Genomic DNA, 25,605 nt, shown 5'->3' with positions numbered 1-25,605 from the left:
TTTTCGAGTGCAAAAATAATGAATTTATTCCGGATTATGGTAAATAATCTGGCTGATTACTCTCCCTTTCTTGATCGTCCAGAGAGTGGTATATCTGTTCTCTCCCGAACCATTTATCATGTATAGGAAAATATTGTCATTGTCAAGAGAGGTTACCCCAATGTTCTCAAAATCCATGGTAGGCTGGAACATATTTTTGATCGCTTCTCTTACAAAAACAGAACCTCTTCCGGGCTGCTGTACTCTGATCGATTTGATCTCGGTCATCCCTTCAGGAAGGTCGTTTCCAATTCCCCAGGGCTTTACTTTATCGATGGTAAGGAGCTTTCCTTCCGCATCTTTTTCCTTTTTACGGTAGCCCGCGTTGGAAGGATAGACATCAATCACAACCTTGCTTCTTTGAGCGGTAGGAATTTTCGGATCAGAATTGTCTGTGAAAATAAGTGATCTCCCGTTTTTAGATTTTGAAGGAGTATACGCCGGAAGCTGATCGATATAAGCAATACGTTCTTTATTGACCATTCCTTCTTTATCAAGAGTTTCATAACGTACAAACGGTTTGTCATCATCCTGTTTTTCAGGATATTTGATCCAGATCCATTCTGTTTCTCCGGGAGCAGGCTTTACATAAACGAATACATCTCCTTTACGCATACGGATCTTGTCTACAATTTTTCGGTAATTGTCTTTATGAACCCGTACATTGGCATATCCCTCTTCAGCTTTTACAACTCCAAAAGGAACCTTATTCTGTCCTTTTACAAAGGCTAAAGAAAAAATACTGAAAGCGGATACATAGAATGCTTTGTTTATGAAAGTCATCATGAAAATTTTTTGATCCCCCAAATATATAAATTAAATGCTTTTCGGGAGATAATTATACCGCTGCAGTTCTTTAAAATCTTGTATTTGTTTCAGATGGCCGTCAGAAAGCAGATATATTGAGTCTGAAATATCCAGAACATCCTGATAATTATGATCAGAAATGATAAAACCTTTATTGTTTGACTGTTGGCGAATGGTTTTCTTTAATTCTTCGCAAACTATTGGAGAAAGACTGTGAAACGGTTCGTCCAGTAAAGCAAAATCAGCTTCAGAATGAATGATCATCAGAGTTTCAATAAGTCTTTGCTCACCTTTGGAAAGGTTTTTAGGCTTTTCATGAAGAAAGGGATGTATGAGTTCTGAGGAAAATAAGAGGTCTGTATTTTCTTTATTACAGAAAAGGGGAATCAGTCTTTTAACGGTTTCATATTTAGGGAGAAAGAGGTTCTGCGGTAAATAGGATATCCTGTTTTTCCGGTCTGATCTATTTTTCAAAACTTTGTCATCACATCTGATAAACTGAGTATCACTGCTGATAACTCCGAAAATGATTTTTAATAAGGTCGATTTTCCGCTTCCGTTTCTACCCAACAGCCCTGTAATTTGACCCGTTTCACACCCAATATAAATGTCCTGCAAAATTTTTCTCTCATTGAAGGATTTTGTTACACTGTCAATATGAAGTTTACTCATAAGAATAAAGTTATAAATTTTACAATGAGACTCAATAAAAGAGTTCCGCTCCAAAGAAAGATTCTTGAAAGTCCTAAATTGGCGTAGAAATAATATTCGTTTTTAAACCTTAATTCATAAATAAAGTAGTGAAGGACTGGTAAAATTAGAAGAAAACTTAATCCAAACGTTTCAAACCCGAAGGGAAGCAAAAAAGAAATGAGTAATGAAAACAGCAGGGCGGGAAGTACTATTTTTTTATAAAAAATCCAAAGAATAGAAAAGTTTTTGATCATAGAGTAACAGTAAAAATGAGATACCAATAGAAATGTATCTTTTACATTTTTAATTTCAAATGTATTGAAAAAATACAATAATATATGGAGTGGATGTAAAGTATATTCCGGAAAACGCCTTATTTTTCAAGAGAATTTTAAAACTAATAAACATGACCAAAAAACTACTTTATGTATTCTCTTTTATTTTGGGAATTTCCAGCTTTCAGGCAGAAAACAAAATAGAAGAAGGATCAAAATCTTTATTCTATTGTGATACGAATGCCCCAACGGGTGTCCAGATATCAAATGTAACCCTTACCTCCGGAACAGTCACCTGGACTGCAGATCCCAATACTCCGGATAATATGATCAGATACAGACTACCTGGAACGACTACCTGGATGACAGGTACCACGGTACAGGGCCAAAACTCTTTTACTATTACGAATCTGCAGCCTTGTACAGTGTATGAAGTACAGGTTTCAAAAACATGTACTACTCAGGGGACATGGTCCAATCCTATATTTTTTACAACAGTGCTCAATTACTGCGCAAGTGCTTCTACAGATACAAGTATGATGCATATCTCCAATGTTACAGTAACTTCTTCAGGGGTAGGAACGCCTATGATAAGCAGCTCTGGCGCCTCTAACTATACAGATTACAGAAGCGATGTAAGCCGTAGGATAAAATTTCTTGTAGGAAGTGTGGGCAATACACTTTCGGTAAGTAATACCTGGACCGGAGCTCCTGGCACAATAGCAGTTACTGCATGGATAGACCTTAATGCTAACGGTATTTTTGAAGCCAGTGAAAGAGTGATGAGTGCTAATAATATTACTCAGTCAGCTCCGGCTGTGTCGGTATTTACCATTCCAAGTTTTGCCGCATTGACAACGTGTGGTGTTGTAATGCGTGTAGTTTCAAGTCAAACGTTACTTACAGATGCTTGTGGAACATTCACCTATGGTGAGGTTGAAGATTATGGGGTAGATATAATAAATCTCACATTAGGCGTTGGAGAATCAGGAAAATCTATACAGCCTGAAATTTATCCTAATCCGGCATCGGATATTTTAAATATCTCAGGAATTTCAGAAGCAGCCAATTTTGAAATTTATAATGCCGTGGGACAAAAAACAGAAGAAGGTAAAGTTTCAGATCATAAAGTGAGCCTTCATCATCTTTCAAAAGGAGTTTATTTTATCCAGTTGAAAGACAAAGAAAAGGTAACCCGACTAAAATTCATTAAGAAATAAAATAAAAAAAGAGTGCTTGGAAAAGCACTCTTTTTTATCTGGAATACAGTTTTAAGATTCTGTATTTTGTTTTGTAGATCCATAAATGGCTTGTGGATCATTTTTTAGAAAGTAAGAAAAGACTCCATAGAATAAAAGAACGAAAAGATATAAAACGGCACATAGATAAAACGCAGTCCCGAAACCATAGCTGATCGAGATATCACTTCCGAATCCCATTGCCATTTTATTATTTCCAAATCCTTCCATATTGGATTGAAACGTCAGATAAAAAATAAGTAAAGAGGCGAGTCCAATAATAGATAGAATGATATGATAAAGATATTTCTTTCTGATATTCTTCATCACTTGAACGACAATACCTGCAATGGCGGCCAGCAATGTAATGATAATAAATGGGTTAGGAGAGATGTTTTGATGGTCTTTTTTATCTTTAGGTTCGTTCAGAGGTGAATATTCAATGTCTGTGTCTGAAGAGGTATCTGCTTCTGCTTTATCATTTCCGAATGCAGCACCAAAAGGTGAACTTTTTTTGAGGCTTTCCTTCATTCGCTCATTGATGGCTTTTTTGGAAACTCCCGTTACAAGATCAGTTCCTTTGACAGACATTAGAGTGGTATCTCCACATTTTATCAGGAAAAACGGAAAGAAAAAACATAGGATAATAACCGTATAACTGGGTATTGGCAAAAGGTCCGAAAGTGCTTTTAATGGTTTCATAAATTATAGTTTTAGATAAAAATAGAAAAAATATAGGATAAAGCATAAAAAAGAGAGAGCACCTTATGGTACTCTCTCTTCATATTTGCATACAATGAGCTCGTTTTTAAACTCATTTCAGATTAATTAAATTCTCTCAAGCTCATCGGCATCAATCGTTGTCTTGAAGGTTCCGTAATTGACAATCACCTTGTTTCGGGAAATTTTCTCAATTGTTCCCACGCTGGTGCTTCCTGTAATACGAACACGCTGCCCGATCTTCATCCAAACAGCTCGGTCACTTTTACGCTGTTCTTCCAGTTTTTCATTGGTTTCTGCGATTTTCTCAATGACATCCTCCTTTTTCAACTGTTGAGTGATTTTTCTCTTCACGACCTGCAGACGTTTAGTTTCATCTTTGTCGTGACCTAATTTCCTGAATTTTTCCTGCTCAAGAAGCTTTACAAAGTCTTTTACAACATCTTTTCTGGATTTTCCTTTGGTATAACTGTCGATGAATGTTTCAATCTTATTTCCAAACTGAAGTTTACGATGTTCTTCCTCATACAGTTTTTGGAAATTGAACAGTTTCTGCTGAAGCTGGTCATTCAGTTTTTGAAGATTATCACGTTTATCTTCTACAGATTCTTTTCTTTCTGCAAGATCAACTTTCAGTTTTTCAACCTCGAATTTCTCCTGTTGCAGCTTTACAATGGTCTTGTCGAGATTTACGATATCGTGTTCTACCTTTTTCTTGGCAGAATGGATGATAAATCTTGGGATTTTATTCTTTTCAGCAACTTCGAAAGTAAATGAACTTCCTGCCTGTCCCACTTCCAGTTTATACATCGGCTCCAATGTTTCTTCATTGAAAAGCATGGCTGCATTCTGAGCATTTGGAAGCTGTTCTATAACCAGTTTAATATTGGTATAGTGCGTCGTAATAATGGCAAAACTCTTTTTATCATAGAAAAACTCCATGAAACTTTCAGCCAGAGCACCTCCTAGCTCCGGATCAGAACCTGTCCCGAATTCATCAATCAGTAAAAGCGTATTGGCATCAGCCTCGCGGATGATTCCAGACATTTTTTTCAATCGGGATGAATAGGTCGATAGATGGTTTTCAATGGACTGATTATCCCCGATATCGGTCATCATCTTCTCAAAGAAAAACATTTCAGACTTAGGATGTACAGGAACCAGAATACCACTCTGAATCATCAGTTGTAAGAGTCCGACCGTTTTCAACGTAATAGATTTTCCACCGGCATTGGGTCCGGAAATACAAATGATTCTGTTATGATCCGTTAAACTCAGTGTCTGTGGGTGGATGATCTTATTTTCAATCTTATTTCTCAGCCACAGCAAAGGATGATAAGCATCTTTTAATCTCAACGTTCTATGGTGGTTGATTTTCGGAAGAACTCCGTTGATCAATTCACTAAATTTAGCTTTAGCTCTCGTAAGGTCAAGGTCAAAAATATAAACCTGATATCTCCATAGCTGAGGTTGAAATTCTGCCAGTTCTGCAGTAAGCTTTCGGAGAACTTTATCAATTTCTTTTTTCTCTTCCTCCTCACTCTCGCGAAGTTTGAAATAATGCTTTACAACACTGTCCGGCTGAATGTAAGTAATGGAGCCCGTTTTGGAAATTCCTAAAGTTCTTCCGGGAACTCTTTTTTTGAATCCTGATTTTACGGCCAACACTCTTTGGTCGTCAATAATCGTTTCCCGTATATCATCCAAAAAGTCACTCTGTCCATACGTGGTGAGTGCACGGTTGAAATTTTCCTGAATCGCTTTTTTAGCATGCTGAATTTCAGTTCTCAAATCCTTTAAAGCTGGAGAGGCCTCACTTTTTACCTCACCAAATCGGTTGAAAACCTTATCTACTTTATCAATGATCTCTTTTCTGAATTCCAGTACAGAAACTTCTTCCAATAAGTTAGGAAAGGTTTCCGGCATGGTAGGAAAGAATTTTTGCAATTTTCCGATCTGTTCCGTGATGGTTTTTATTTTGATGAAAGCCGCGTTTTCCAAACGGTAGTTCTCAATCAGCATCACTTTCAGCTCATTTTCAATATCTTCATATTCATCAAACGGAATCGCATTTGAACTTTCAAAACTCGACAGATATTCTGAGGTTTTTTTTAAGGAAAGTTCCGCCTCTTCTATTTCCATTGGGCGAAGTTGAAGAATTTTTTCTCTTGTTTTCGGAGAATACGCAAATGGGGAGATTTCCGCGAGCAATTGCGGAAACTCTAATTCGTCTAAATCTTCTTTATCTATATACACAGTGCAAATTTAGTGAGAATTTTGATTATTACGTATATCCGAGATATTTACAGAATAAATTAATGTTGAATTGGATGTTTTTTTTAACTATTGAGATGATGAAAATTTTAAGGTTCGCTTGTGAATCTCTAATTATCATTCCTTCTTTAGAAACACCTTATAGTTTACATTAAAAAATAGAATCATTCTTTTTAGAAGGAAAAATTTTGAATGTATAATGGTTAAGGCTTATATTTATTGCACTAATAACGATAACCATGAAAAATTTACTACTTGCTCTTCTTTTTCTCTTGGCAGGTATTCAGGCTCAGGCCCAAATTCAAAAAAATGAGATTAAAAAAGGTGAACAGAAATCCCATAGCAGGAAGAACAAAAAACCTGGAGGTAAAAAGCTTTTGGTGAAAAGTCTTACAAATAAAGACATGAAAAAAACTTTCAGCCATCATCGAAAAAAAGAAGATCATTATCGTAAAGAGTACAAAAAAAATGGTAGTGATAAAGAAGAATCTATTGTTGTTTATGAAAGAAATTACTCCATCAAATACGGCGTGTACTTATTTATGAATTTCGATGCAGACAAAAATGAATTTTCGGAAGCGCTGGCATTGAGAGATATCTGAAACAGCTGCACAGAACAGAAAATATAAAACTATTTATTCTATCTTACCAATGAAACTGGAAACCACAAGATTGATTTTAAAAGCAATCAATGAAAACGATACTGAGGATATTTTACGGATTCGAAGCAATGAAGTAACCAACCGGTTCGTGCGGAGAAATTCACCGAAAAATAATTATGATGCACTTCAATTTATTTTAACCATTAAAGAAAGAACTAAAAACAATCAGACGGTCTATTTCGGAATTTCTTTAAAAGGTCAGCAGAATCTTATCGGAACAATTTGTCTTTGGAATTTTTCTGAAGATCGGAAAACAGCAGAAGTCGGTTATGAATTGCTGCCGGAATATCACAGACAGGGAATTATGTCCGAAGCTTTGAAAGCGGTCTTAAACTGTGGATTTAATGAATTGCATTTACAGGAAATTGTAGCAATTACCAGTAGATTTAATGAAAACTCGAAAGGACTTCTATTAAAGCATGATTTTATTTTGGAAGAAGGGAAGGAAGATGAAGGATTTCCGGATAATATTATTTTTAGCTTAAAAAGAGTGTCGGATAATGATAAACACGAAAACTAACAGGTTTTTTTTATCTTTATCGCCGATTGAAATTATATATGAAAAATGAAATAAAATCTTTAACGGGGCTTAGAGGGGTAATGGCATTATGGGTTACTTTTTTTCATTTTTTTCAATTTAAAAACGAGATTCTTCAAAATCTGATAGGGAAAGGTTATCTTGCTGTAGATGTCTTTTTTGTACTAAGTGCTTTTTTGCTGACAGTTTCCTATTCTGAGAAGTTTAAAAGTTTGGAATTTAAAAAGATACAAGTTTTTTATAAGAAAAGAATCAATAGGATTTATCCAGTATATTTTTTATCAATTGTTTTTATTGTTCTGTTGATGGGAGGTGTTCCGTGGCTTACATTTTTTATTAATGCCGGATTGGTACAGTGCTTTTTTAATCCCAATCGTTTACTGAATATTGTCTATTGGTCATTGAGTACGGAGTGGATGTGTTATCTGATCTTCCCGTTTATGCTTTATCTGATTATACGATATAAAATCCGTGGTGAAATCCTGATTATTACAGGCTTGCTTTTAAGATTAATTCTCCCTCATTTTCCTGATATATATATTCGTTCAGCAGGTTCAGTGAATATGCTGAAGTCCCCGGAATATCTCGATATTCCGTATGGAGTAAATTCCTTAATCAGAACCATAGCTTCTTATTTTTTCGGAATAGGGGTTGCTATACTGCCACGACTTACATTAAAAGGCAAATGGCCTGTGTATAAAGTGTTTATTTTATCTTTAATACTGCTCTTTACGACCAAGGGCTTGATTCTTATCCCATTTTTATCAGCATTGATTATAAAGCAATTATATACGCGAGAAAAGAATTATCTTCAAATGTTTCTGGAAACTAAGCCCATTTATATTTTAGGAAATATCTCATATTCATTGTATATTATCCATTATATTATTAAGAGCCAGAATTTTATAATTGTGGATATCCCACTCCTTAATCCTTTATTATTAATTGTGTTTTCACTGCTGCTGTCCTATTTTACGTATATGCTGATCGAAAGGAAAGTGAAGATATTTAAGGTATAATCTAAACTCTTATTTTTAATATTATTACTTTTGCAGTATGACCTGGACAGAAATTTTAGCCCCAATAAAGAGTACGGAATATTTTACAACCCTTTGGGAGAAAGTAAAGAATGAATATGCAACGACTCAAGTTTTCCCACCGAAAAATCAGATTTTCAGAGCATTGGAGCTCACAGCTTTTGACGATGTTGAAGTTGTAATTATTGGCCAGGATCCTTACCATAATGATTTCCAGGCAAATGGTTTGTGCTTCTCTGTTTCTGAGCAGGTTGCCACGCCACCGTCACTTAAGAACATTTTTATTGAATTGAAAGACGATTTGGGCGTCGTAAGAACTTCCAAAGAACTTGAAGACTGGGGAAAACAAGGCGTTTTACTATTGAATGCCACTTTAACGGTTCGTGCCCATTCCCCTAATTCTCACAAAGATCTCGGCTGGGAAACATTCACTAATTTTATCATTAAGGAAATTTCGGATAAAAAAGAGAATGTGGTATTTGTATTGTGGGGGGCTTTTGCACAAAAAAAAGCCGAACTTATAGATCCGGCTAAGCATTTTATTCTGAAATCGGCACACCCTTCACCATTCTCAGTGTACAGAGGTTTTTTTGGAAGTAAACCGTTTTCAAAAATTAATGAATATCTTATTTCCAAAGGGAAGAAGCCTATTTCTTGGTAGAATCTGTTGATTGACCTGCCTTTTTTATCGTAATTCCGATTTTATATTTTCCGGCTAATGCTTTTGTTCCATCCTGTTGTTTCGGGTATGGAGCAACATCCTGTAATGTAATGACGTATCCGTTAAATTCTGCCGACTGGTGGTAATTCCTTCCCGGATAATCTGTACTGGCAAGGTTTAAAATAGCAGGCCGGGTTGCAGTTCCCATTACTTCAACCTGGGCTACAGCTGCTCCGGCCCAGATACAGTTGACCCCTTCAGGACAGCGGCTGTCTTCAGAAATTCCTTTGAATGTAACATTCATCTGGTATTCCTTTAAAAACTTATTCTCACCTTCATTGAAGTACAGAATACCGTCTTTCTGATCATTGGAATTCATAGCTTTTGGATTGGTTTGCATTTCAGAAGCTTTAGGATTAATCTTAGATTTCTTTTGGGCATCACATCCCGTTAATGCAAAAATTCCCAGACTGAGTATGATAACTTTATGGAACATAGTTTCTAATATTTAATTAAATGACACTGAACATATTAAGAAGTACTACCAAAAACATTGCCACTCCTACCACAAAACTGAATCCGGTTCCATAAATGAATCCAATCAGTGCTCCTTTAGTAGATTGTAAAGCTTTATTCATATCCTTACTGTCATGAAGTAATTCACCAATAAATACTCCTGCAAACATTCCGATCAGAAAGCCTAATGGGATTGGAATAAATATTCCGACAATGGTCCCTATTACAGAACCGATACTTCCCCAGCGCGTACCTCCATATTTTCTGTTGGTCTTTGCCGGAATCACGTAGCTTAGTACTACCGAAGCCAATGTAAGAACTCCGAATGCCCAGATATAAATCATAGACAGATCCGCATCCGTCCCGAATTTATAAATCAGAAGTCCGCAGATACTCAGCAAAAGACCGGGCAAAACAGGAAGAAAAGTTCCCAATATCCCTACAAATAATAAAATAAGGCAGAAAATATTAATAATCGTTGTATCCATTCGTTTTAAAAATATAGATGCAATATAAAAAAAGTGGCCTTATAAAAGACCACTTTGAGAACGAGTTATAAAATTTTATTACAAATTTAAGATTACGTATTCCAGAATCGGTCCTGACTTACCGATATTTCCACTTGCGTGGTTATGGAATGTAGTATAATAGATATTTCCGCTATTGGTAGTTCCTGTACATGATCCCGTATAATCACCGTGTGCCTGGTGGGCATTCCATGCATTCTGATTAATCGTAATGGTAATATTGCTGCCACTTGCTGTATGATGGCAGATTGTCATGTGATTATTGTTTAAAGACGTTCCCACGGAGATCTTAGGAGCTGTTGTATCCACATACTTATTGGTTCTTATCATCAGTGGTTCATTATCTTTCTGTACCAATACTTCCCAGAACAAAGGATCATAATGCTGTATTTTTTGCCACAAAGGCTGATCATACTGAATATTTAATGTATTAAATCCTATTGCTGAAGCCATAGCAGTATTGGAAACACTACAGTTGTTATACATAGCGACATTCCCATTCGTATTAAAACAGATTTTTGGAAGATCGAGAAAGCCTCCATAAACACCGCAGTAGGGAGCGTTTTTATCTCCTCCTACCAGATACGCTGCTGCCCAGTCTGAACTGTAAATGCTTCCACCATTCGTTATAAAAGTAGAGAGATTATTGAAAACAGAAAGATCATTACCTGGATTGTTGGTCCCTGTCTGTGTAAGATTACGTGAACCGCAATTCAGGAAAATAATATCATATTGAGAAATGGTGTTGAAATTTTTTAAATCATGATAGCTAATTTCTGTTGCTGTATAGCCAAGACTTGTAATAATAGCTTCTATCTCGTCATAACTGCCTTCTACATAAGCTATTTTTGCAACCTGATTCAGTTTTGAATCTTTGCTGGGAACGCTGGTTACTTCATCCTTTTTAATGGTAACAGGAGTCTCGGTTCTAAAATTAAGACCATTCCCGGTCTGAATGTGAAGGGTCGTATTTCCTTCAGGGGCAGTCAGGCTGAACGTACCATCAGTATTGGAATAGGTATGATAGACCTGATTTTTATTATCAATAGTGAATACAATAGCACCGCCAATGGGTTTTGTGCCGTTTTTAGCAAAGACCTTGCCTTCTACCTTTCCGGTTAATACTGGCTTAGAGTCTTCTGGACTGGCTGAATCCTCACTGCCTTTACAGTTTACTAACAGCACAAGAGTGCATAGCATGATTAACAAATAATTTTGTTTCATATTTAATTGATTTTGATGGGTTTAGTTTTAACCAAATTTAATAAATAAATAATATTAAAACATTGAAATTGTAATTATTTTTAATATTATTTATTTTATTATGATTTTTATAGTTAATTTTTCATTTATAATTAAGTGTTATGAGGGATTTGATATTTTATGATATGGTCTATGAAAAATTTTTGTCAAATATCTTAGGGTAAATACTTTTTGGGATGAAAATTGATTGTGAATAGTAAAATCATGATTCTTAATTTCATAAATTTGCTGTAATGAATGACCAGTTACAAGAAACCAAAAACTTTATACAGGAGCTGAGCGAGCAGCTTTACATCTATATTACCCGGATTTCACCAACTGGGCTGGACTGGTTTTTTCATATTATTGTAAAACTTAGTTTACTTCTTGTCTTGCTTTTAATTACCGATTTTGTTTTTAAATTTATTATCAATTCTATTTTTCGGTTATTTCATAATGAAGAGAAGTTTCCCATCTTAAAATCTATTTATCAGTCTAAAATCACCAATTCTGTAGCTCATTTTGCTGCTTTGATCGTGGTTGGGTCCATACAAGGATCTATATTTCCGGAAAATGCACTGCCCAAAACAACCATCTTTATTATTAGATGTGTCAATTTGGGATTGGTATTAATACTTGCCGGGATGTTGTACAGATCACTGACTGCTTTTAGAAATTATTTTAGCATCAAACAGGATTTTTATAAAATTATGGCCCTTAATGCCATTTCAGAAACGGTAAAAATTTTAGGACTCTTTGTATTTACAGTAGTAGGAATCTGTGTAATCTTTGGGATCAAAGGAACCACTATTGTAGGAAGTCTGGGGGCTATTACCGCTGTTCTGGTACTTGTTTTCAGAGATACAATTCTAGGATTTGTAACGGGACTGCATGTGGCTACTTCTAAAATCCTGAAAGTAGGCGACTGGGTAAGCATCCCCAAATACAGCATCGAGGGAAATATTACAGATATTAGCCTTTTGACAACCAAAATTACCAATTTTGATAAGACAGTTTCCACTATTCCAACCTATGATCTGATGACCACTGAGATCAAGAATATGCAGGTCATGTCTGAATCTAATACCAGAAGAATAAAAAAATCAATCTACTTTAATATCAATTCTTTTAAGTTTCTGACAGATGAAGATATTGAACGTCTAAAGGAAATTAATCTTATTTCAGATTACCTTGAAGAAAGAAATATTGAGATCAAAAAAGAAAAAGAAAGTCTGGAACATAAAGATAAAATTGTGAACGGAAGACAGCTTACCAATATTGGGGTTTTCAGATATTATGCACAGAAATATATTGAAAATGATCCGGATGTAGATAAAACCGGAACCAGAATGGTTAGACAGCTGGATATCACCCCTCAAGGGCTGCCGCTTGAAGTCTACTGTTTTGCCAGTGATTCCAAATGGGAGCGTTTTGAGCAGATTCAGGCAGATATTTTTGACCATTTATTGGTCGCCTCAAAAGAATTTGAGCTTCAGGTGATGCAGGTAAGCGTAAAAGTATAAAGCAGGAAGATTGAAGAGGGAAGCAGGAAGTTTTATCCCTTTTCTATAAATTTTAAATTAAATTTTTAAATGATCATGAATGTAGAAGAATCAATTGAAGTATGAAGTCTGGATTTTACTTCCAGCCAAGCTTCTAACTTCTTACATCTCATATCTAACATCTAAAATAAAAAATGACAAAACTAAGCGTAAACATTAATAAAATTGCGACGTTAAGAAATGCAAGAGGAGGTGAAACCCCAAGTGTTACAGAAGCAGCTGTAAAAATTCAGGAATTTGGAGGACAGGGAATTACCATTCACCCAAGACCTGATGAAAGGCATATCACAAGAAAAGATGTCTATGATCTGAAGCCATTGGTTACGACTGAGTTTAATATTGAAGGAAATCCTCATCAGAGCTTTATTGATATGGTATTGGATGTTAAACCGGAGCAGGTAACCCTAGTGCCGGATGCTGATGATGCGATTACTTCTAATGCAGGCTGGGACACTAAAAAGCATTTGGATTTTCTTACAGAGATCATCGCAGAATTTAAAAATGCAGGGATTCGTACTTCTGTTTTCCTTGATCCTTTACCAGAATTGGTGGAATATGCAGCGAAGGCCGGAGCAGACAGAATTGAACTGTATACTGAAGCGTACGCAAAAAATTATCTGACTCATAAAGAACAGGCAATAAAACCTTATTATGATACAGCGGTTGAAGCTACCAATTTCGGATTGGGAATCAACGCTGGGCATGACCTAAGCTTAGAAAATCTGAAGTACTTTGCAGATACCATTCCCAACCTCTTGGAAGTATCTATCGGACATGCTTTAGTTTCTGAAGCGCTTTATATGGGATTGGAAAATACGGTTCAGGCTTATTTGAAGAGACTGGCAAAATGGTAATCAATAAGAAACTAGAAGTTAGAGATTAGAAGTGAGTAACACTTCGTTTTTGGTCTCTCATATTATCTAACTTCTAGTTTCTCATATCTAACTTCTAAGAAAAAATGGAAATTTTAAACTCAAAAATATTCGGCGAAAACTTAACTAATACGCCGTTGTTGGTGTTCCATGGACTATTTGGAATGCTTGACAATTGGGGAAGCTTCGGAAAAGACCTGGGAGAATATCTTCCTGTACACCTGATCGACCTCAGAAATCACGGAAGAAGCTTTCATTCGGAAAGTATGTCTCATGATGATCTGGCAGATGATATTGCCCGCTATATGGATCATTACGGAATACAGAAAGCACATGTTCTGGGACACTCTTTAGGAGGAAAGGCAGTGATGCAGTTTGCCATAAAGTATCCTGAACGTGTTGATAAACTGATTGTTGTGGATATTTCGCCTAAAGCATATCCTCCCCATCACCAAGGAATTATAAAAGCATTGGAAACTGTTGATTTCAATACAGTGGGCTCAAGAAGTGAAGTGGAAGAAGTTCTCAATCAGTATATCCCGGAAAAATCTACGATACAGTTTTTAACGAAAAACCTGTATTGGGATGAAAATAAAAAACTTGGCTGGAGATTTAATCTTAAAACATTATCCGAAAAATATAATGAATTTGTTTCCAACGCTGTTAAATTCGGTGTTTTTGAAGGAGATTCACTCTTTATAGCAGGAGAAAAGTCCAATTATATCCTGCCTCAGGATGAGTTCGGAATCAAGCAGCAGTTTCCAAAGGCTAAAGTGGTAACGGTGAAAAATGCAGGACATTGGGTACAGGCTGAAAATCCGGTTGATTTTGCAAACGTTGTCAAGGAATTTTTGGAATTAAATTAATTTTATCCTTTGATTTTTGATATTATGTTAAATTTATATTAAAATTTAATATTATTTCTCCATGATTTGAATTTTTTGTACTTTGGATTTCCAAAACAATAAAAATATTAACTTATGGAAAACAAAAATTCAAAAAAGAAGCCTTTTTTTGCAACATTCTTAGAAAAGCAAGTTAAAGACCCGGAAACGGTGAAAGGAGGAGCTATTACTTCAAAACTTGCAGACCAGATTACTTCGGTAATCAAGGATCATATCACTACTTCAGCACTTGAAGATAGCGTTACAACGCCTGATAATGATAATGTTACGATGAAATATCCATCTGACGGAGATGATGATGTTTTTGAACTGTAAGAAATATACGAAAGCGTAAGCTAAATTATATATCAAACTAAAACTAAATATTATGAAAAGCAACAGCTCAAAGAAAAAGCCGTTTTTCGCATCATTTTTAGAAAAACAGGTTAAAGATCCGGAAACGGTAAAAGGAGGAACAGATATTATTTCAATTCCTGAAAGAGATATGATCACAAAACCTTCAGTAGACACTGTAACATCTCCAAAAGATGATATGATGCATACGATGAAATATCCATCTGACGGTGATGATGATACCATTACTATTCCACTATAAAATAAGTAGAATATAAATAAAAATAATAGGGGGAAACTTAGACATTAAGTTTCCCTTTTTAATAAAAACCGGCAAATGATTCTCTGCATCACTCATTCACAGGATTTTTATAATATCGATCTCTTTTTCGAATATCTGACCTCCAAAAATATCCCTTATTTCAGACTGAATTCTGACCGGCTGAATCATCTTCAGAAGATTAGTATTCATGAAAATTCGTTTGAATTAACTGACGAATCCGGAAATACAATCCATTCCGATTCTATTAAAGGAGTATGGCACAGAAAAGCCTGGAAAATTAATGCTCCTGAAGAACTGGATCAGGATTATGAAAGAATTTTTCTGAATGAATATGGAAGTCTGAGGTATAATCTGATGACAGCTTTAGAAGATATTCCCTGGATCAATCCTTATGAAAATGAAAAAAAGGTCGATGGAAATAAGATATTTCAGCTGAAAATTGCTCAAAAAAATAACCTGACCATTCCTAAAACCCTTTTTTCCAATAACGCAGAAAAAATAACAACATTTTTCCATCAATACTGTAAGGGAAAAGCAATCGCTAAACTTCATGGAGTAACAGCAAAAACGATGTCAGGTGAAAACATGATTTCCACGACTGTTATTGAAGAAGAATCTTTGGAACATCTGTCAGATATCGCATACTGCCCGATGATTTTTCAACCTTATATTGATAAAGAATATGAATTAAGAATCGTCTATGTAGACGGTGATTTCTTCACAGGAAAAATTAATAACAGCGAAAACGCAGATTGGAGAGTTGCTCGTGAAGGTTATTTCTGGTCAGCCTATGAACTGCCACATTCTGTGAAAGCCAATCTTACTTCCATGATGAATGAAATGGGGCTTTATATCGGAGCAATCGATATGATCAAAGGAAGAGATGGAGCTTATTATTTCCTTGAAGTCAATCCACAGGGAGAATGGGGAATGCTGCAGAAAGAACTGGGATTTCCCATTGCAGAAAGAATTGCCGACAATCTTATCAAAAGAATTAATTTCCATGAATAAAATTTTAATTATAACCCATACCGCAGATAATTTTTCAATTGAAAAAGTAACAGAATATATTGGCCAAAACGGCTGTGAAGTCATTCGCTTTGATGTTGACGTATATCCTTTACAAAACAAACTGTCTACCATTTTCCAGGATGGAGAATGGATAAGCTACCTTGAAACTCCTGAGGCAAAACATCGCCTGGATGATATTTCAGCCATTTGGTACAGAAGAGCCTACAATATCGGAAAAGGACTGAAAGAAGAGATAGACTCTAAGTTTTACGGAGCAACAATGGGCGAGATCCGCAATACTCTTTTTGGTTTCTTCGAATCGGTAGATGCGTATTCTTTAGGAAAACCAAGTGTTTACAGAAGACTTGACAGTAAGGAAGAACAGTTGAAAATCGCGGATAAATTAGGCCTGACCATTCCGGCAACCTGTCTGACCAACAATCCTGATGAAGCAAGAAAATTTATTATAAAACATCAGAATGTAGTGGCCAAAATGCAAACCGGTTTTGCGATCTATGAAGACGGGGTTGAAAATGTAGTTTTTACAAACGTTGTCAGTGAAGATAAATTGGAAGAGCTGGATTCACTCCTGTACTGCCCAATGCAGTTTCAGCAGATGATTCAAAAGAAAAAAGAACTTCGTATTACCATTGTGGGAAGAGATGTCTATGCATTTGAAATAGACTCTCAACAGTCAGAAGATGCCAAAGTAGACTGGAGAAAAGACGGAATAAATCTCATTGATAAATGGATCAGAACAGAACTTCCGGGAGATGTAGAAGCAAAGCTGCTGGAGCTGCTTGATATTTACAATGTAGATTATGGTGCAATAGACATGATTGTTTCTCCTGAAGACGAATATTACTTTATTGAGATCAATGCCGCAGGGGAGTTCTTCTGGCTGGATAATCTTACAGAAGGAAACCTTATTTCCAAGAGTATTGCAGATGTTCTCTGTGACAAGGCTCCAAGAAGAAATAATGAGGTGATGGCTTAAAAACAAAGTGTTTTTTCATCATAAAAGTCCTGAAAGTTGTCAATTCTTTCAGGACTTTTTTATTGAATCGGCTGGAACCACCCGGCAAAAATTCAAAGAACTTTTGACACCCCTCCAGAGGAAGGGAATTTTTGCTCTTTCAGTTGGAATATTTTGTAACCATTGTAATGTTTTTCAATGTTATTTTTGTAGTTAGGAATCTAAATATCCTTTCGATGTTTAAAAATCTATAGTCTCAAAACTTAGGTGTACTTTTTCATGCAAAGCTTGTATCTCGATTAAACGAAAAACGGTTAAAAACTTTTGTGACTTTTGTGGTGAAAACTTTCATGTTTATCGTTTTCAAAATGATAATATTGGTTAAATTAAGCTGAATTATGCTTTAAAAATCGCAAATTTGCAAAAGCGGTTTTTCAGAAGAATTTTCACAGGATTCCGAAGAATTGCCGGATAGAAAATATTGTTATATTTTAGTCAGCAATCAAGCAACATAATTAATGATTTTTGTAACGGGTGCTACCGGAATTCTGGGAAGAATAATTGTACTGGAACTTCTTAAAAGAGGTGAAAATGTACGTGCTTCCAAAAGACCGGGCAGCAATTTAAACGAAGTAAGGCATTCATACAGCTTTTATACGGAGAATCCCGACGATTTTTTCAATAAGATCGAATGGGTAAACGTAGATTTTGATGATCTGGATTCTTTGAAAACTGCACTGCAAGGTGTAGATGAGGTGTATCACTGTGCCGCAAAAGTAAGTTTTCATCCAAAAGATGAAAAAGAAATGTACCGTACAAATATCAAGGGTACAGAAAACCTGTTGTTTGCCTGTGAAGGATCAGACGTGAAAAAATTTCTCCATGTAAGTTCTGTTGCCGTTCTTGATAATTTCAATGAAAAAGGAGAGCTGGATGAAGATTCTGAATTTAATCCAAAACTGGAACACTCGGCCTATGCTATTTCAAAACACTTATCAGAAATGGAGGTATGGAGAGCCTCAGCAGAAGGTCTGAATACAATCATTATCAATCCGGGAATGATCGTAGGAAGTGGAAACTGGAGCCAAAGCAGCGGGGAACTTTTCTCGACCTTTGAAGATAATAGTTTTACCTTTTCCGGTGGTTCTGCCTACGTTGATGTAAGAGACGTAGCCAATACTGCAATCGGGCTGATGGAAAATAATCTTTTTGGAGAACGTTTTATCATTGTTGCTGAAAACAACCGATATGCTGACCTGGCAAAACAAGTGAGAACCCGTCTTGGGCTTAAAGATGCTAGAATTCTTTCACAATCTATATTAAATATCGGAAGAATTGCCAACACCCTTTTCGGATGGCTGATCCCGAAACTGAAAATGGTTACCAAATCAAATATTGAGGCCATTTCATCATTCAACACCATTTCCAATCACAAAGTCAAAGAAAAGCTGAATTATCAGTTTATTCCTGTAAAAGAAAGTATAGACTTTCACCTGAATAATTATATTAACGACAAAAAGCTGAAGAAATGAATCTTGCAGAGGCAATTATCCTTAAAAATGTAGAAAAACATCCTATAAAAGCGGCCATCGGATTTAAAAAGAAAGATGCAGCCTGGAAAGAGCTGAGCTGGCAAAAATTCAGTGAGATTATTTTTAAAACAGCCAATTCCTTAAAAGAAGCGGGTGTTCAGGAAAATGACAGAGTTGCTATTTATTCAGATAATTCATCCGAATGGATGATCGTGGACCTTGCTTCAATGGCTATTGGTGCTGTTACGGTCCCTATTTATTCAACCAATAATGCTGAGCAGGCAGAACATATCATCAACGATTCCGGAGCTAAAGTTGTTTTAGTAGGCAACCAGCTGCAGTATGATGCTTGTTTAGAATTTTTACATAAAGAAGAGAATAATCTGGAAACAATTATCGTTTCCAAAAAAGCAGTGTGGATCAAGAAGGAATTTAATAGTTTTTATCTTGAAGACTTTATTGCAAAAGCTTCACTAGAGCTGGAGTTCTGTAAGAAAGAAAATGATGATACTGCCACATTGATCTATACTTCCGGAACCACCGGAATACCAAAAGGAGTAATGCTTACCCATGGAAATTTCATTAAAGCATTCGATTCTCACTTTGAATTTTTTAAGTTTAAAAACTTTGAAGAAGAGCTTTCACTGGCATTCTTACCCTTAAGCCATGTTTTTGAAAGAAGCTGGAGCTTACTTTGTTTATATGGTGGTGCCCGTGTTTATTTCCTGGAAGATCCTAAAAATATAGCTAAAGCATTGGAGGAAGTAAAGCCTACTGCGATGTGTGCTGTACCAAGATTTTTTCAGAAAGTATATGCAGGAGTTCTGGAAAAAGCGGAAGAAGGTTCATCATTGAAGAAGAAAATCTTTGACTGGGCGCTTAAAACCGGATGGGAAACTGCTGAATTGAAAAGAAATGAAAAACCGATTCCTTTTGTATTGAAACTCAAAGAATCTGTTGCAGATATGCTGGTTTTCAGTAAAATTAAAGAAAAAATGGGCGGAAGACTTTGGTTTTTACCATGCGGTGGCGCTTCTCTTTCACCGGAAGTTACCCGTTTCTTTGATTCAGTGGGAATTCATGTGACTGTTGGCTATGGATTAACAGAAACTACCGCAACATTGACTCTTTTCCCTCTAACTCATTTTGAACATGGTACAAGCGGAAAACCTTTGCCGGGAGTAGAAATGCGTATCGGAGAAAGTGATGAGATTCAGGCGAGAGGTAACGGGATCATGAAAGGATATTATAACAAACCTGAAGAAACCCAGAAAGTGTTCACGGAAGATGGATGGTTCAAAACCGGTGATGCAGGAAAATTTGATGATAAAGGAAACCTGATCATTACGGATAGAATCAAAGATCTGATGAAGACTTCCAATGGGAAATATATTGCTCCGCAACAGATTGAAAACCTTTTGACCAACAATAATTTTATCCAGCAGATCATGCTGATTGCGGAAGGAAGACAGTTTGTTTCGGCGTTAATTGTTCCTAATTTTGAATTTTTACAGGATTATATCAAGAAAAATAATATTCCTTTTACCAATTGGGTAGAGGCTGTAAAAAATGAGAAGGTAATCAACCTTTACAAAGAAAAAATTAAAGAATTACAGAGCCACCTGGCAGACTATGAAAAAGTGAAGAAATTCACTTTGATGCCTGCAGAATTTGATATCAATACAGGAGAAATCACTCCTACATTGAAGGTCAAAAGAAATGTGGTGATCAAAAAATATGCAGATATTATAGAGAAGATGTACTAAGAGTTTTTGATCTCCTGGTTTCACGTATATCAGAAATGAAGAAGTGAAAATTCCCTTTCTCTGGAGGGGAGCAAAAATTCAAAGAATTTTAGACGGGGCGGTTAAAAGTTTTATCACTTAAATTAAACGATGACGACACAAGAATTTATAGGAAAAGAAAATTTCAGCATTCATACACAAACGGTTTCAGAAAGCTGTCCGTCCAATATTGCCCTGATTAAGTACTGGGGAAAATATGACAATCAGATTCCTGCCAATCCGAGTATCAGCTATACTCTAAACCACTGTAAAACCAATACTTCAATGGAATTTATAGCGGATGAGCCTTTTTCAGTACAGACTTTTCTGGCTGGAAATGAAGAAGTGAAGTTTGCTGAAAAAATTGAGAAATATTTCAAAAATATAGAACAGTACCTTCCCTGGATTTTAAAAGGAAGATATAGTATCAGAACAGAAAATACATTTCCGCATAGCTCAGGGATTGCGAGCTCAGCTTCGGGATTTGGAGCGATTGCACAATGTCTGATGGCATTGGATGCTTCATTTACAGGGAAAATGTCCGAAGAAGAATCTTTGAGAAAAGCTTCATTTTTAGCAAGACTTGGAAGTGGAAGTGCATGCCGAAGTTTATACAACGGACTTGTGGTATGGGGAAAAACTGATGAGGTAGAAGGAAGCTCTGATCTATTTGGAGTACAATATCCGGATACAGAAATTCATGAGGTATTTAAAAACTTTAATGACTGGGTTTTGTTAATTCATGAAGGACAAAAAAGTGTTTCATCAACGGTAGGACACGGTTTGATGAATACCAATCCTTACGCAGAAAGGAGATTCCAGGAAGCAAGGGAAAACTTTGTTCCCATGAAAGAGATCCTGAAAAGTGGAAATATGGAACGTTTTATCAAGCTGGTAGAGCATGAAGCACTTACACTGCATGCCATGATGATGATGAGTGATCCAGCTTTTATCCTAATGAAAACAGGAACCCTGGAAGTCATCAATAAAATCTGGGATTTTAGAAGAGAAACCGGACTTTCATTATTCTTTACCCTGGATGCAGGAGCCAATGTTCACCTTCTGTTTCCAAGCAATGATTCTGAAGAACAGATCAAAACCTTCATTGAAGCTGAATTATTACAGCATACGCAGAAGAATGGAGTAGTGAAGGATGTGATGAAGTTTTAAAAAAAAATATTCAAAAAAAGTGGGCTTTAGTCCACTTTTTTTATACTTAATCTTCGGTAACTATAGCTTCCCGGTCGCCGTCTTCCTGCTTTCCTTCTTCTATCATCATTTCAGCTTCAGCTTTTTCTTCGGAAGTTGCTGTTTCTATCAGCTCCTCCTGTTCGTCATTATGATGGTCAATGAAAAATTCGCAGTATACCGGAAGATGGTCTGAACCAAAATTCTCCAATGTTTTAAGCTGCTTGATAAAGATGTTTTCACTGTGAAACATCAGATCAATAGGAAACCTTAAAAGACGGTATTTTGCATGAAAGGTAGAAACGAAAGAATGCCCGATTCGCGGATCTATCAGGTGACTTGTTTTTCTGAAAAGTACAGATGATCTTGACCAGGCAACGTTATTGAAATCTCCCACTACAATGACCGGTTTTTTGATATCCTTTACACATTTGGCTGTGCTTAGAAGATCACCATCCCTTTCCTTTGAGGTTTCCTCTTCTGTAGGACTTGGCGGGGGAGGATGAACACCAAAGAAAACAAAAGAAAAGCCATCAGCTGTTTTCATGTGTACCTCAATGCTGGGAATATCGTCTGCTACAAAATAATGAGTTATGGCTTCTTTAATTTCAATCCTGGAATAGAAATGCATGCCGTAGGTATTTTCAAGAGTTATCTTGTGCTGATAGGGATATTCTAGCTCTAAAGGTCTCATTGCTTTTTCCCAATCTCCGTTACTTTCCATAGTCATGAAAAAGTCCGGGTTATACTTTTCAATAAGTTTATAAAACCTATCATATTCCTTATTGAACTGATATACATTGGCCGAAATGAAATGAAGTTTTCCAGAGGACTTGGTATGCTGTTTATATTTTTTTACAGGATAAAGAGGGGTATATCTGATGAGGGTCTGGCTATGATAAACAAACAGCACAAGTAAAAATCCCTGATAATACCATACATATTCTATAGAATCAATGATGAGTCCTAATAGAAAAGTGAAAAAGATAAGATAAGTAACCTGTATCTTAGCAAATTCAGGAACCCTGAATATCCAGTGAGAATGCTGAATTTTTGGAAGGATAGTCAAGACCAGTAAAAGTATGGCCAGAACCAGATAAATAATCCACATATGAAAATTCTTTGGCTGAAATAATTTTTGGTACAATTTAAGGAAAATCAACTGTAGAATCCATTCATTAGTTTAAATTTTGCTTACTTTTATTTATGTAAATTTATAGTATGTATAAAATAGCAGGGCTTTTTCTTCTTATAAGTATTTCAGGGTTTGGTCAGCAGAACCCGGATATTGAAAAACCGATCCGTAACCTATTCCTTGGCATGAAAAATGCAGATTCTGAGCTGGTAAAATCTGCTTTTGCGGAAAATGCAGTCCTCCAGACTATTACCAAAGACGGTACTGTAAAAAGCGACAGTATACAGGATTTCATTGCCTCAGTTTCTAAATTTCCGAAAGGAGATCTGGATGAAAGAATTACTGTGGAAGCCATTCATACAGATGGAAACCTGGCAAGTGTATTTACCCCTTATTCTTTTTATGTAAAGGAAAAATTATCACATTGTGGGGCTAACAGTTTTCAGTTGGTGAAACAGAATAATGAATGGAAAATTCAATATGTCATTGATACAAGAAGAAAGGATAATTGTAAGGAAATTAAATAATAAGATTAAACAAGAAGTAGACAATGAAAATTCATCATATTGCAATCATCTGTTCAGATTATGCCGTTTCAAAGAAATTTTATACAGAAATTTTAGATTTGAATATCATTCGGGAAGTTTACCGTGAAGAAAGACAATCTTATAAGCTTGATCTGGCCATTGGAGATCATTATGTCATAGAACTATTCTCTTTTCCTGATCCAGGTCAGCGTCCATCACGTCCGGAAGCATGCGGTTTAAGACATCTTGCCTTCTCCGTTGACAATGTTACAGAAAAACGGAATGAACTGATCGGAAAGGGGCTGAGCTGCGAAGAAATCCGCATAGACGAATTCACCGGAAAAGAATTTTTCTTTACTCAGGATCCGGACCAGTTGCCGTTGGAGTTTTATGAAATGTAAAAATTAGTGGGCGTAGCCTGCAAAGAAACTCACGGCCATAATCGCTAAAACAATAGAAGAAATGACTACATATACGTAGTCTTTTTCTTTTAGATAGCCTATTAAAGCGAAAACAATCCTCATTAAAGGAGTGAAGATCAACAAAAGGATACCCAGCTGAATAATAGCCATGCCTTCCCCTTTACACAGGGAATTCCAGAAATGACTCCATACTTTCTCTGAAGAAGTCCCTACCACAAGGCTGGTATATTTTTCAGGCATTTTAAACCCTTCAAAAAATAACTTGATAAAACCAATCAGGGAGGTTGCCACAGACAGAATAACACCCAGTCTAAGAAGATTTCCTACGGAGCGGTTCAGATCTACATCTGTAAAATTCTTTTTCATTATCTGAAGCTTTTGTTGATACCGTTATACATCATATAAACCGAAAGAATAGTGATAACAATGGCAAAAAATACTTTTAATTTTTTGGTCTTTGATACCATCAGTGTTTTTGAACCGATAAAACTTCCGATTACAACTCCAATCAATACAGGAGCAACAATAACAGGAATAATTTCTCCTCTCTGGAAATAGATCAGTGCACTGGCTACAGCCGTTACTCCAATCATGAAGTTACTTGTTGTTGTAGAAACCTTGAAAGGCAGTTTCATCATATTGTCCATTGCCAATACTTTCAACGCACCGGAACCTATTCCTAAAAGTCCGGACATGGCACCTGCGAACATCATCATCAAAAACCCGGGAACAGTATTTCTTGCAGAATAGCTTTTTAATACTCCTTTATCTGGGAATGTTCCGTATAATTTCAGTTTTTCTTCCAGACTTCCTTTGATCAGAGGTTCCTGGTGATCAGGCTTACCTTTAAGATTCAAAATAACCGTAAGAAGAAGGATACTTGCGAAAATAATTCCGATGGTATTCGGGTTAAGCATTCCTGAAACCAGAGCACCAACAATGGCACCAGCTGTTGTGGCTATTTCGAGAAACATACCGATTCTCATATTGGTAAAACCCTCTTTGACGAAAGCTACAGCCGCACCGGATGAGGTACCAATCACCGAGATGAGTGAAGCACCGATGGCATAATGCATTGGAACGCCAAAGCCCAGCGTTAATAAAGGAATGATAATGACTCCTCCTCCTAAACCCGTAAGTGAACCTAAAAGACCAGCGGAAATTGCGCCAAGGAAGAGTATGATGATTTCTGACATACTACAAATAATGTTACAAATATAAAATTATTGTAGTAGTCTGCCAAACATTTGAAAAAGATAAATTTAACGTATTTTTGCATGCATGAAAAACAGAATGAAATTATTTTATGTAATCCTTGGGGCTACCCCTAAGGGAAGAAACATTGAGCAGCACGATGTTTTCTTCGGAATAGCAGAGAATCTTAGAGATCTTGTTCCGGATATGAAGGAGTTTTGGAAGGAAGCAGAAGGAAAAATTCATGTAGACTGTCATCAGGAAGTAAAATTCGTTGACGGATATGAGGTGGAGATTGTAGAAAAAGGAGAGAATTCTTCTGAAGATCAACTGTTTTTTCTCAATCTGGGAGGGTATAAGCCTGGCTTTTTTGAAGAATTTCATGAGCAGCACCTGATGGTGGGGCTTTCTATGGGAGAAATTGTAAAAAGAGCAAGAGGCACCGAGTTTTATCAGACCATGGGATTTGAAGGAGCGGTGAGTCATATTGATGATAAACATGGAGTAGACATTGATGATATTTTCAATGTGAGTGATATTCTTCCGGTACATATGAAAGAAAAATATTCTATCGTTCTTAAAAAATCTGATGCAGAAAACCAGGAGAATCCAATGGGGCTTGGTTATTTAAAAATCGATAAAATTCAATAAG

General features: G+C 36.2%; 28 protein-coding genes. 18 read left to right on the top strand and 10 right to left on the bottom strand.

Annotated elements, in window-relative coordinates; all coding sequences use genetic code 11:
- Window positions 1–24: 24 nt before the first annotated feature.
- Both DBR39_RS13440 and DBR39_RS13435 read right to left on the bottom strand, forming a co-directional pair.
- Window positions 25–825, bottom strand: coding sequence for a hypothetical protein (locus DBR39_RS13440; protein WP_103234988.1), 801 nt, complete (start codon window positions 823–825; stop codon window positions 25–27).
- Between the two features lie 30 nt (window positions 826–855).
- Entirely contained in the window at window positions 856–1,518 is a 663-nt protein-coding gene (locus tag DBR39_RS13435; RefSeq protein WP_124533881.1) for an ATP-binding cassette domain-containing protein, read from the bottom strand.
- A 427-nt stretch (window positions 1,519–1,945) separates the two neighbouring features.
- Here DBR39_RS13435 and DBR39_RS13430 point away from each other — a divergent pair, with 427 nt between their 5' ends.
- A complete protein-coding gene (locus DBR39_RS13430) occupies window positions 1,946–3,034 on the top strand; it encodes a GEVED domain-containing protein (protein WP_124533879.1) in 1,089 nt (362 codons plus the stop codon).
- A gap of 51 nt (window positions 3,035–3,085) precedes the next feature.
- On the opposite strand, the gene DBR39_RS13425 is transcribed toward DBR39_RS13430, so the two are convergent.
- Complete coding sequence (locus tag DBR39_RS13425; RefSeq protein WP_124533877.1) at window positions 3,086–3,754, bottom strand: hypothetical protein; 669 nt, start codon at window positions 3,752–3,754, stop codon at window positions 3,086–3,088.
- A gap of 126 nt (window positions 3,755–3,880) precedes the next feature.
- Window positions 3,881–6,028, bottom strand: coding sequence for an endonuclease MutS2 (locus tag DBR39_RS13420; RefSeq protein WP_124533875.1), 2,148 nt, complete (start codon window positions 6,026–6,028; stop codon window positions 3,881–3,883).
- 257 nt (window positions 6,029–6,285) lie between these two features.
- Between DBR39_RS13420 and DBR39_RS13415 the strand changes: the two genes are divergently transcribed.
- Genes DBR39_RS13415 through DBR39_RS13400 form a run of 4 tightly spaced genes read left to right on the top strand, consistent with a single transcriptional unit; the run spans window position 6,286 to window position 8,944 of the window.
- Window positions 6,286–6,648 (top strand): hypothetical protein, encoded by a 363-nt coding sequence (locus DBR39_RS13415; protein WP_124533873.1) that lies wholly within the window; start codon window positions 6,286–6,288, stop codon window positions 6,646–6,648.
- Between the two features lie 49 nt (window positions 6,649–6,697).
- Entirely contained in the window at window positions 6,698–7,228 is a 531-nt protein-coding gene (locus tag DBR39_RS13410; protein WP_124533871.1) for a GNAT family N-acetyltransferase, read from the top strand.
- Window positions 7,229–7,266: 38 nt separating this feature from the next.
- Window positions 7,267–8,265 carry an acyltransferase family protein gene (locus tag DBR39_RS13405; protein ID WP_124533869.1) on the top strand — a complete coding sequence of 333 codons (999 nt, stop codon included), beginning with the start codon at window positions 7,267–7,269 and terminating at the stop codon, window positions 8,263–8,265.
- A gap of 37 nt (window positions 8,266–8,302) precedes the next feature.
- Window positions 8,303–8,944 (top strand): uracil-DNA glycosylase, encoded by a 642-nt coding sequence (locus tag DBR39_RS13400; protein ID WP_124533867.1) that lies wholly within the window; start codon window positions 8,303–8,305, stop codon window positions 8,942–8,944.
- Here DBR39_RS13400 and DBR39_RS13395 read toward each other — a convergent pair.
- The 3 genes from DBR39_RS13395 to DBR39_RS13385 form a co-directional block, all read right to left on the bottom strand.
- Complete coding sequence (locus tag DBR39_RS13395) at window positions 8,931–9,440, bottom strand: hypothetical protein (RefSeq protein ID WP_124533865.1); 510 nt, start codon at window positions 9,438–9,440, stop codon at window positions 8,931–8,933. The two genes, DBR39_RS13400 and DBR39_RS13395, sit on opposite strands and share 14 nt — an antisense overlap.
- Window positions 9,441–9,456: 16 nt before the next feature.
- Window positions 9,457–9,948 carry a DUF456 domain-containing protein gene (locus DBR39_RS13390; protein ID WP_124533863.1) on the bottom strand — a complete coding sequence of 164 codons (492 nt, stop codon included), beginning with the start codon at window positions 9,946–9,948 and terminating at the stop codon, window positions 9,457–9,459.
- Between the two features lie 78 nt (window positions 9,949–10,026).
- Window positions 10,027–11,211 carry a carboxypeptidase-like regulatory domain-containing protein gene (locus DBR39_RS13385; protein WP_228447833.1) on the bottom strand — a complete coding sequence of 395 codons (1,185 nt, stop codon included), beginning with the start codon at window positions 11,209–11,211 and terminating at the stop codon, window positions 10,027–10,029.
- 272 nt (window positions 11,212–11,483) lie between these two features.
- Between DBR39_RS13385 and DBR39_RS13380 the strand changes: the two genes are divergently transcribed.
- The 10 genes from DBR39_RS13380 to DBR39_RS13335 all read left to right on the top strand — a co-directional run bounded on the left by DBR39_RS13380 (window position 11,484) and on the right by DBR39_RS13335 (window position 21,657).
- Window positions 11,484–12,752: a mechanosensitive ion channel family protein gene (locus tag DBR39_RS13380; RefSeq protein ID WP_124533861.1), complete on the top strand. Its 1,269-nt coding sequence runs from the start codon at window positions 11,484–11,486 to the stop codon at window positions 12,750–12,752.
- A gap of 173 nt (window positions 12,753–12,925) precedes the next feature.
- Entirely contained in the window at window positions 12,926–13,645 is a 720-nt protein-coding gene (locus tag DBR39_RS13375) for a pyridoxine 5'-phosphate synthase (RefSeq protein WP_124533859.1), read from the top strand.
- 104 nt (window positions 13,646–13,749) lie between these two features.
- Window positions 13,750–14,529: an alpha/beta fold hydrolase gene (locus DBR39_RS13370; protein ID WP_124533857.1), complete on the top strand. Its 780-nt coding sequence runs from the start codon at window positions 13,750–13,752 to the stop codon at window positions 14,527–14,529.
- A gap of 114 nt (window positions 14,530–14,643) precedes the next feature.
- Window positions 14,644–14,883, top strand: a complete 240-nt coding sequence (locus tag DBR39_RS13365; RefSeq protein WP_124533855.1) for a microviridin/marinostatin family tricyclic proteinase inhibitor — start codon at window positions 14,644–14,646, stop codon at window positions 14,881–14,883.
- Between the two features lie 52 nt (window positions 14,884–14,935).
- Complete coding sequence (locus DBR39_RS13360) at window positions 14,936–15,163, top strand: microviridin/marinostatin family tricyclic proteinase inhibitor (protein WP_124533852.1); 228 nt, start codon at window positions 14,936–14,938, stop codon at window positions 15,161–15,163.
- A 75-nt stretch (window positions 15,164–15,238) separates the two neighbouring features.
- A complete protein-coding gene (locus DBR39_RS13355; protein WP_124533850.1) occupies window positions 15,239–16,195 on the top strand; it encodes an MvdC family ATP-grasp ribosomal peptide maturase in 957 nt (318 codons plus the stop codon).
- A complete protein-coding gene (locus DBR39_RS13350; RefSeq protein WP_124533848.1) occupies window positions 16,188–17,192 on the top strand; it encodes an MvdD family ATP-grasp ribosomal peptide maturase in 1,005 nt (334 codons plus the stop codon). Before DBR39_RS13355 ends, DBR39_RS13350 begins: the two co-directional genes overlap by 8 nt.
- 497 nt (window positions 17,193–17,689) lie before the next feature.
- Window positions 17,690–18,703 (top strand): NAD-dependent epimerase/dehydratase family protein, encoded by a 1,014-nt coding sequence (locus DBR39_RS13345; protein WP_124533846.1) that lies wholly within the window; start codon window positions 17,690–17,692, stop codon window positions 18,701–18,703.
- Complete coding sequence (locus tag DBR39_RS13340) at window positions 18,700–20,469, top strand: AMP-dependent synthetase/ligase (protein WP_124533844.1); 1,770 nt, start codon at window positions 18,700–18,702, stop codon at window positions 20,467–20,469. The genes DBR39_RS13345 and DBR39_RS13340 overlap by 4 nt, the downstream gene beginning before the upstream one ends.
- A 129-nt stretch (window positions 20,470–20,598) precedes the next feature.
- Window positions 20,599–21,657: a diphosphomevalonate/mevalonate 3,5-bisphosphate decarboxylase family protein gene (locus tag DBR39_RS13335; protein ID WP_124533842.1), complete on the top strand. Its 1,059-nt coding sequence runs from the start codon at window positions 20,599–20,601 to the stop codon at window positions 21,655–21,657.
- 46 nt (window positions 21,658–21,703) lie between these two features.
- On the opposite strand, the gene DBR39_RS13330 is transcribed toward DBR39_RS13335, so the two are convergent.
- A complete protein-coding gene (locus tag DBR39_RS13330) occupies window positions 21,704–22,786 on the bottom strand; it encodes an endonuclease/exonuclease/phosphatase family protein (protein WP_124533840.1) in 1,083 nt (360 codons plus the stop codon).
- 110 nt (window positions 22,787–22,896) lie between these two features.
- Between DBR39_RS13330 and DBR39_RS13325 the strand changes: the two genes are divergently transcribed.
- Both DBR39_RS13325 and DBR39_RS13320 read left to right on the top strand, forming a co-directional pair.
- On the top strand, window positions 22,897–23,337 hold the full coding sequence (locus tag DBR39_RS13325; protein ID WP_124533838.1) for a nuclear transport factor 2 family protein: 441 nt from the start codon (window positions 22,897–22,899) through the stop codon (window positions 23,335–23,337).
- 23 nt (window positions 23,338–23,360) lie between these two features.
- Complete coding sequence (locus tag DBR39_RS13320) at window positions 23,361–23,738, top strand: VOC family protein (protein WP_124533836.1); 378 nt, start codon at window positions 23,361–23,363, stop codon at window positions 23,736–23,738.
- Between the two features lie 3 nt (window positions 23,739–23,741).
- Here the strand turns inward: DBR39_RS13320 and DBR39_RS13315 are convergent, their stop codons facing one another.
- Together DBR39_RS13315 and DBR39_RS13310 are read right to left on the bottom strand one after the other, a co-directional pair.
- Entirely contained in the window at window positions 23,742–24,125 is a 384-nt protein-coding gene (locus DBR39_RS13315; RefSeq protein ID WP_109737959.1) for a DUF1634 domain-containing protein, read from the bottom strand.
- Entirely contained in the window at window positions 24,125–24,955 is an 831-nt protein-coding gene (locus tag DBR39_RS13310) for a sulfite exporter TauE/SafE family protein (RefSeq protein ID WP_124533834.1), read from the bottom strand. The genes DBR39_RS13315 and DBR39_RS13310 overlap by 1 nt, the downstream gene beginning before the upstream one ends.
- A 97-nt stretch (window positions 24,956–25,052) precedes the next feature.
- Here DBR39_RS13310 and DBR39_RS13305 point away from each other — a divergent pair, with 97 nt between their 5' ends.
- A complete protein-coding gene (locus tag DBR39_RS13305; protein ID WP_124533832.1) occupies window positions 25,053–25,604 on the top strand; it encodes a DUF1543 domain-containing protein in 552 nt (183 codons plus the stop codon).
- The last annotated feature ends 1 nt before the right edge of the window (window position 25,605 follow it).

The organism is Chryseobacterium sp. KBW03 (genome assembly GCF_003852415.1).
Classification (GTDB): domain Bacteria; phylum Bacteroidota; class Bacteroidia; order Flavobacteriales; family Weeksellaceae; genus Chryseobacterium; species Chryseobacterium viscerum.
Note: the sequence above shows the minus strand (reverse complement) of the source record. Positions and strands in the feature narration are given on the sequence as shown.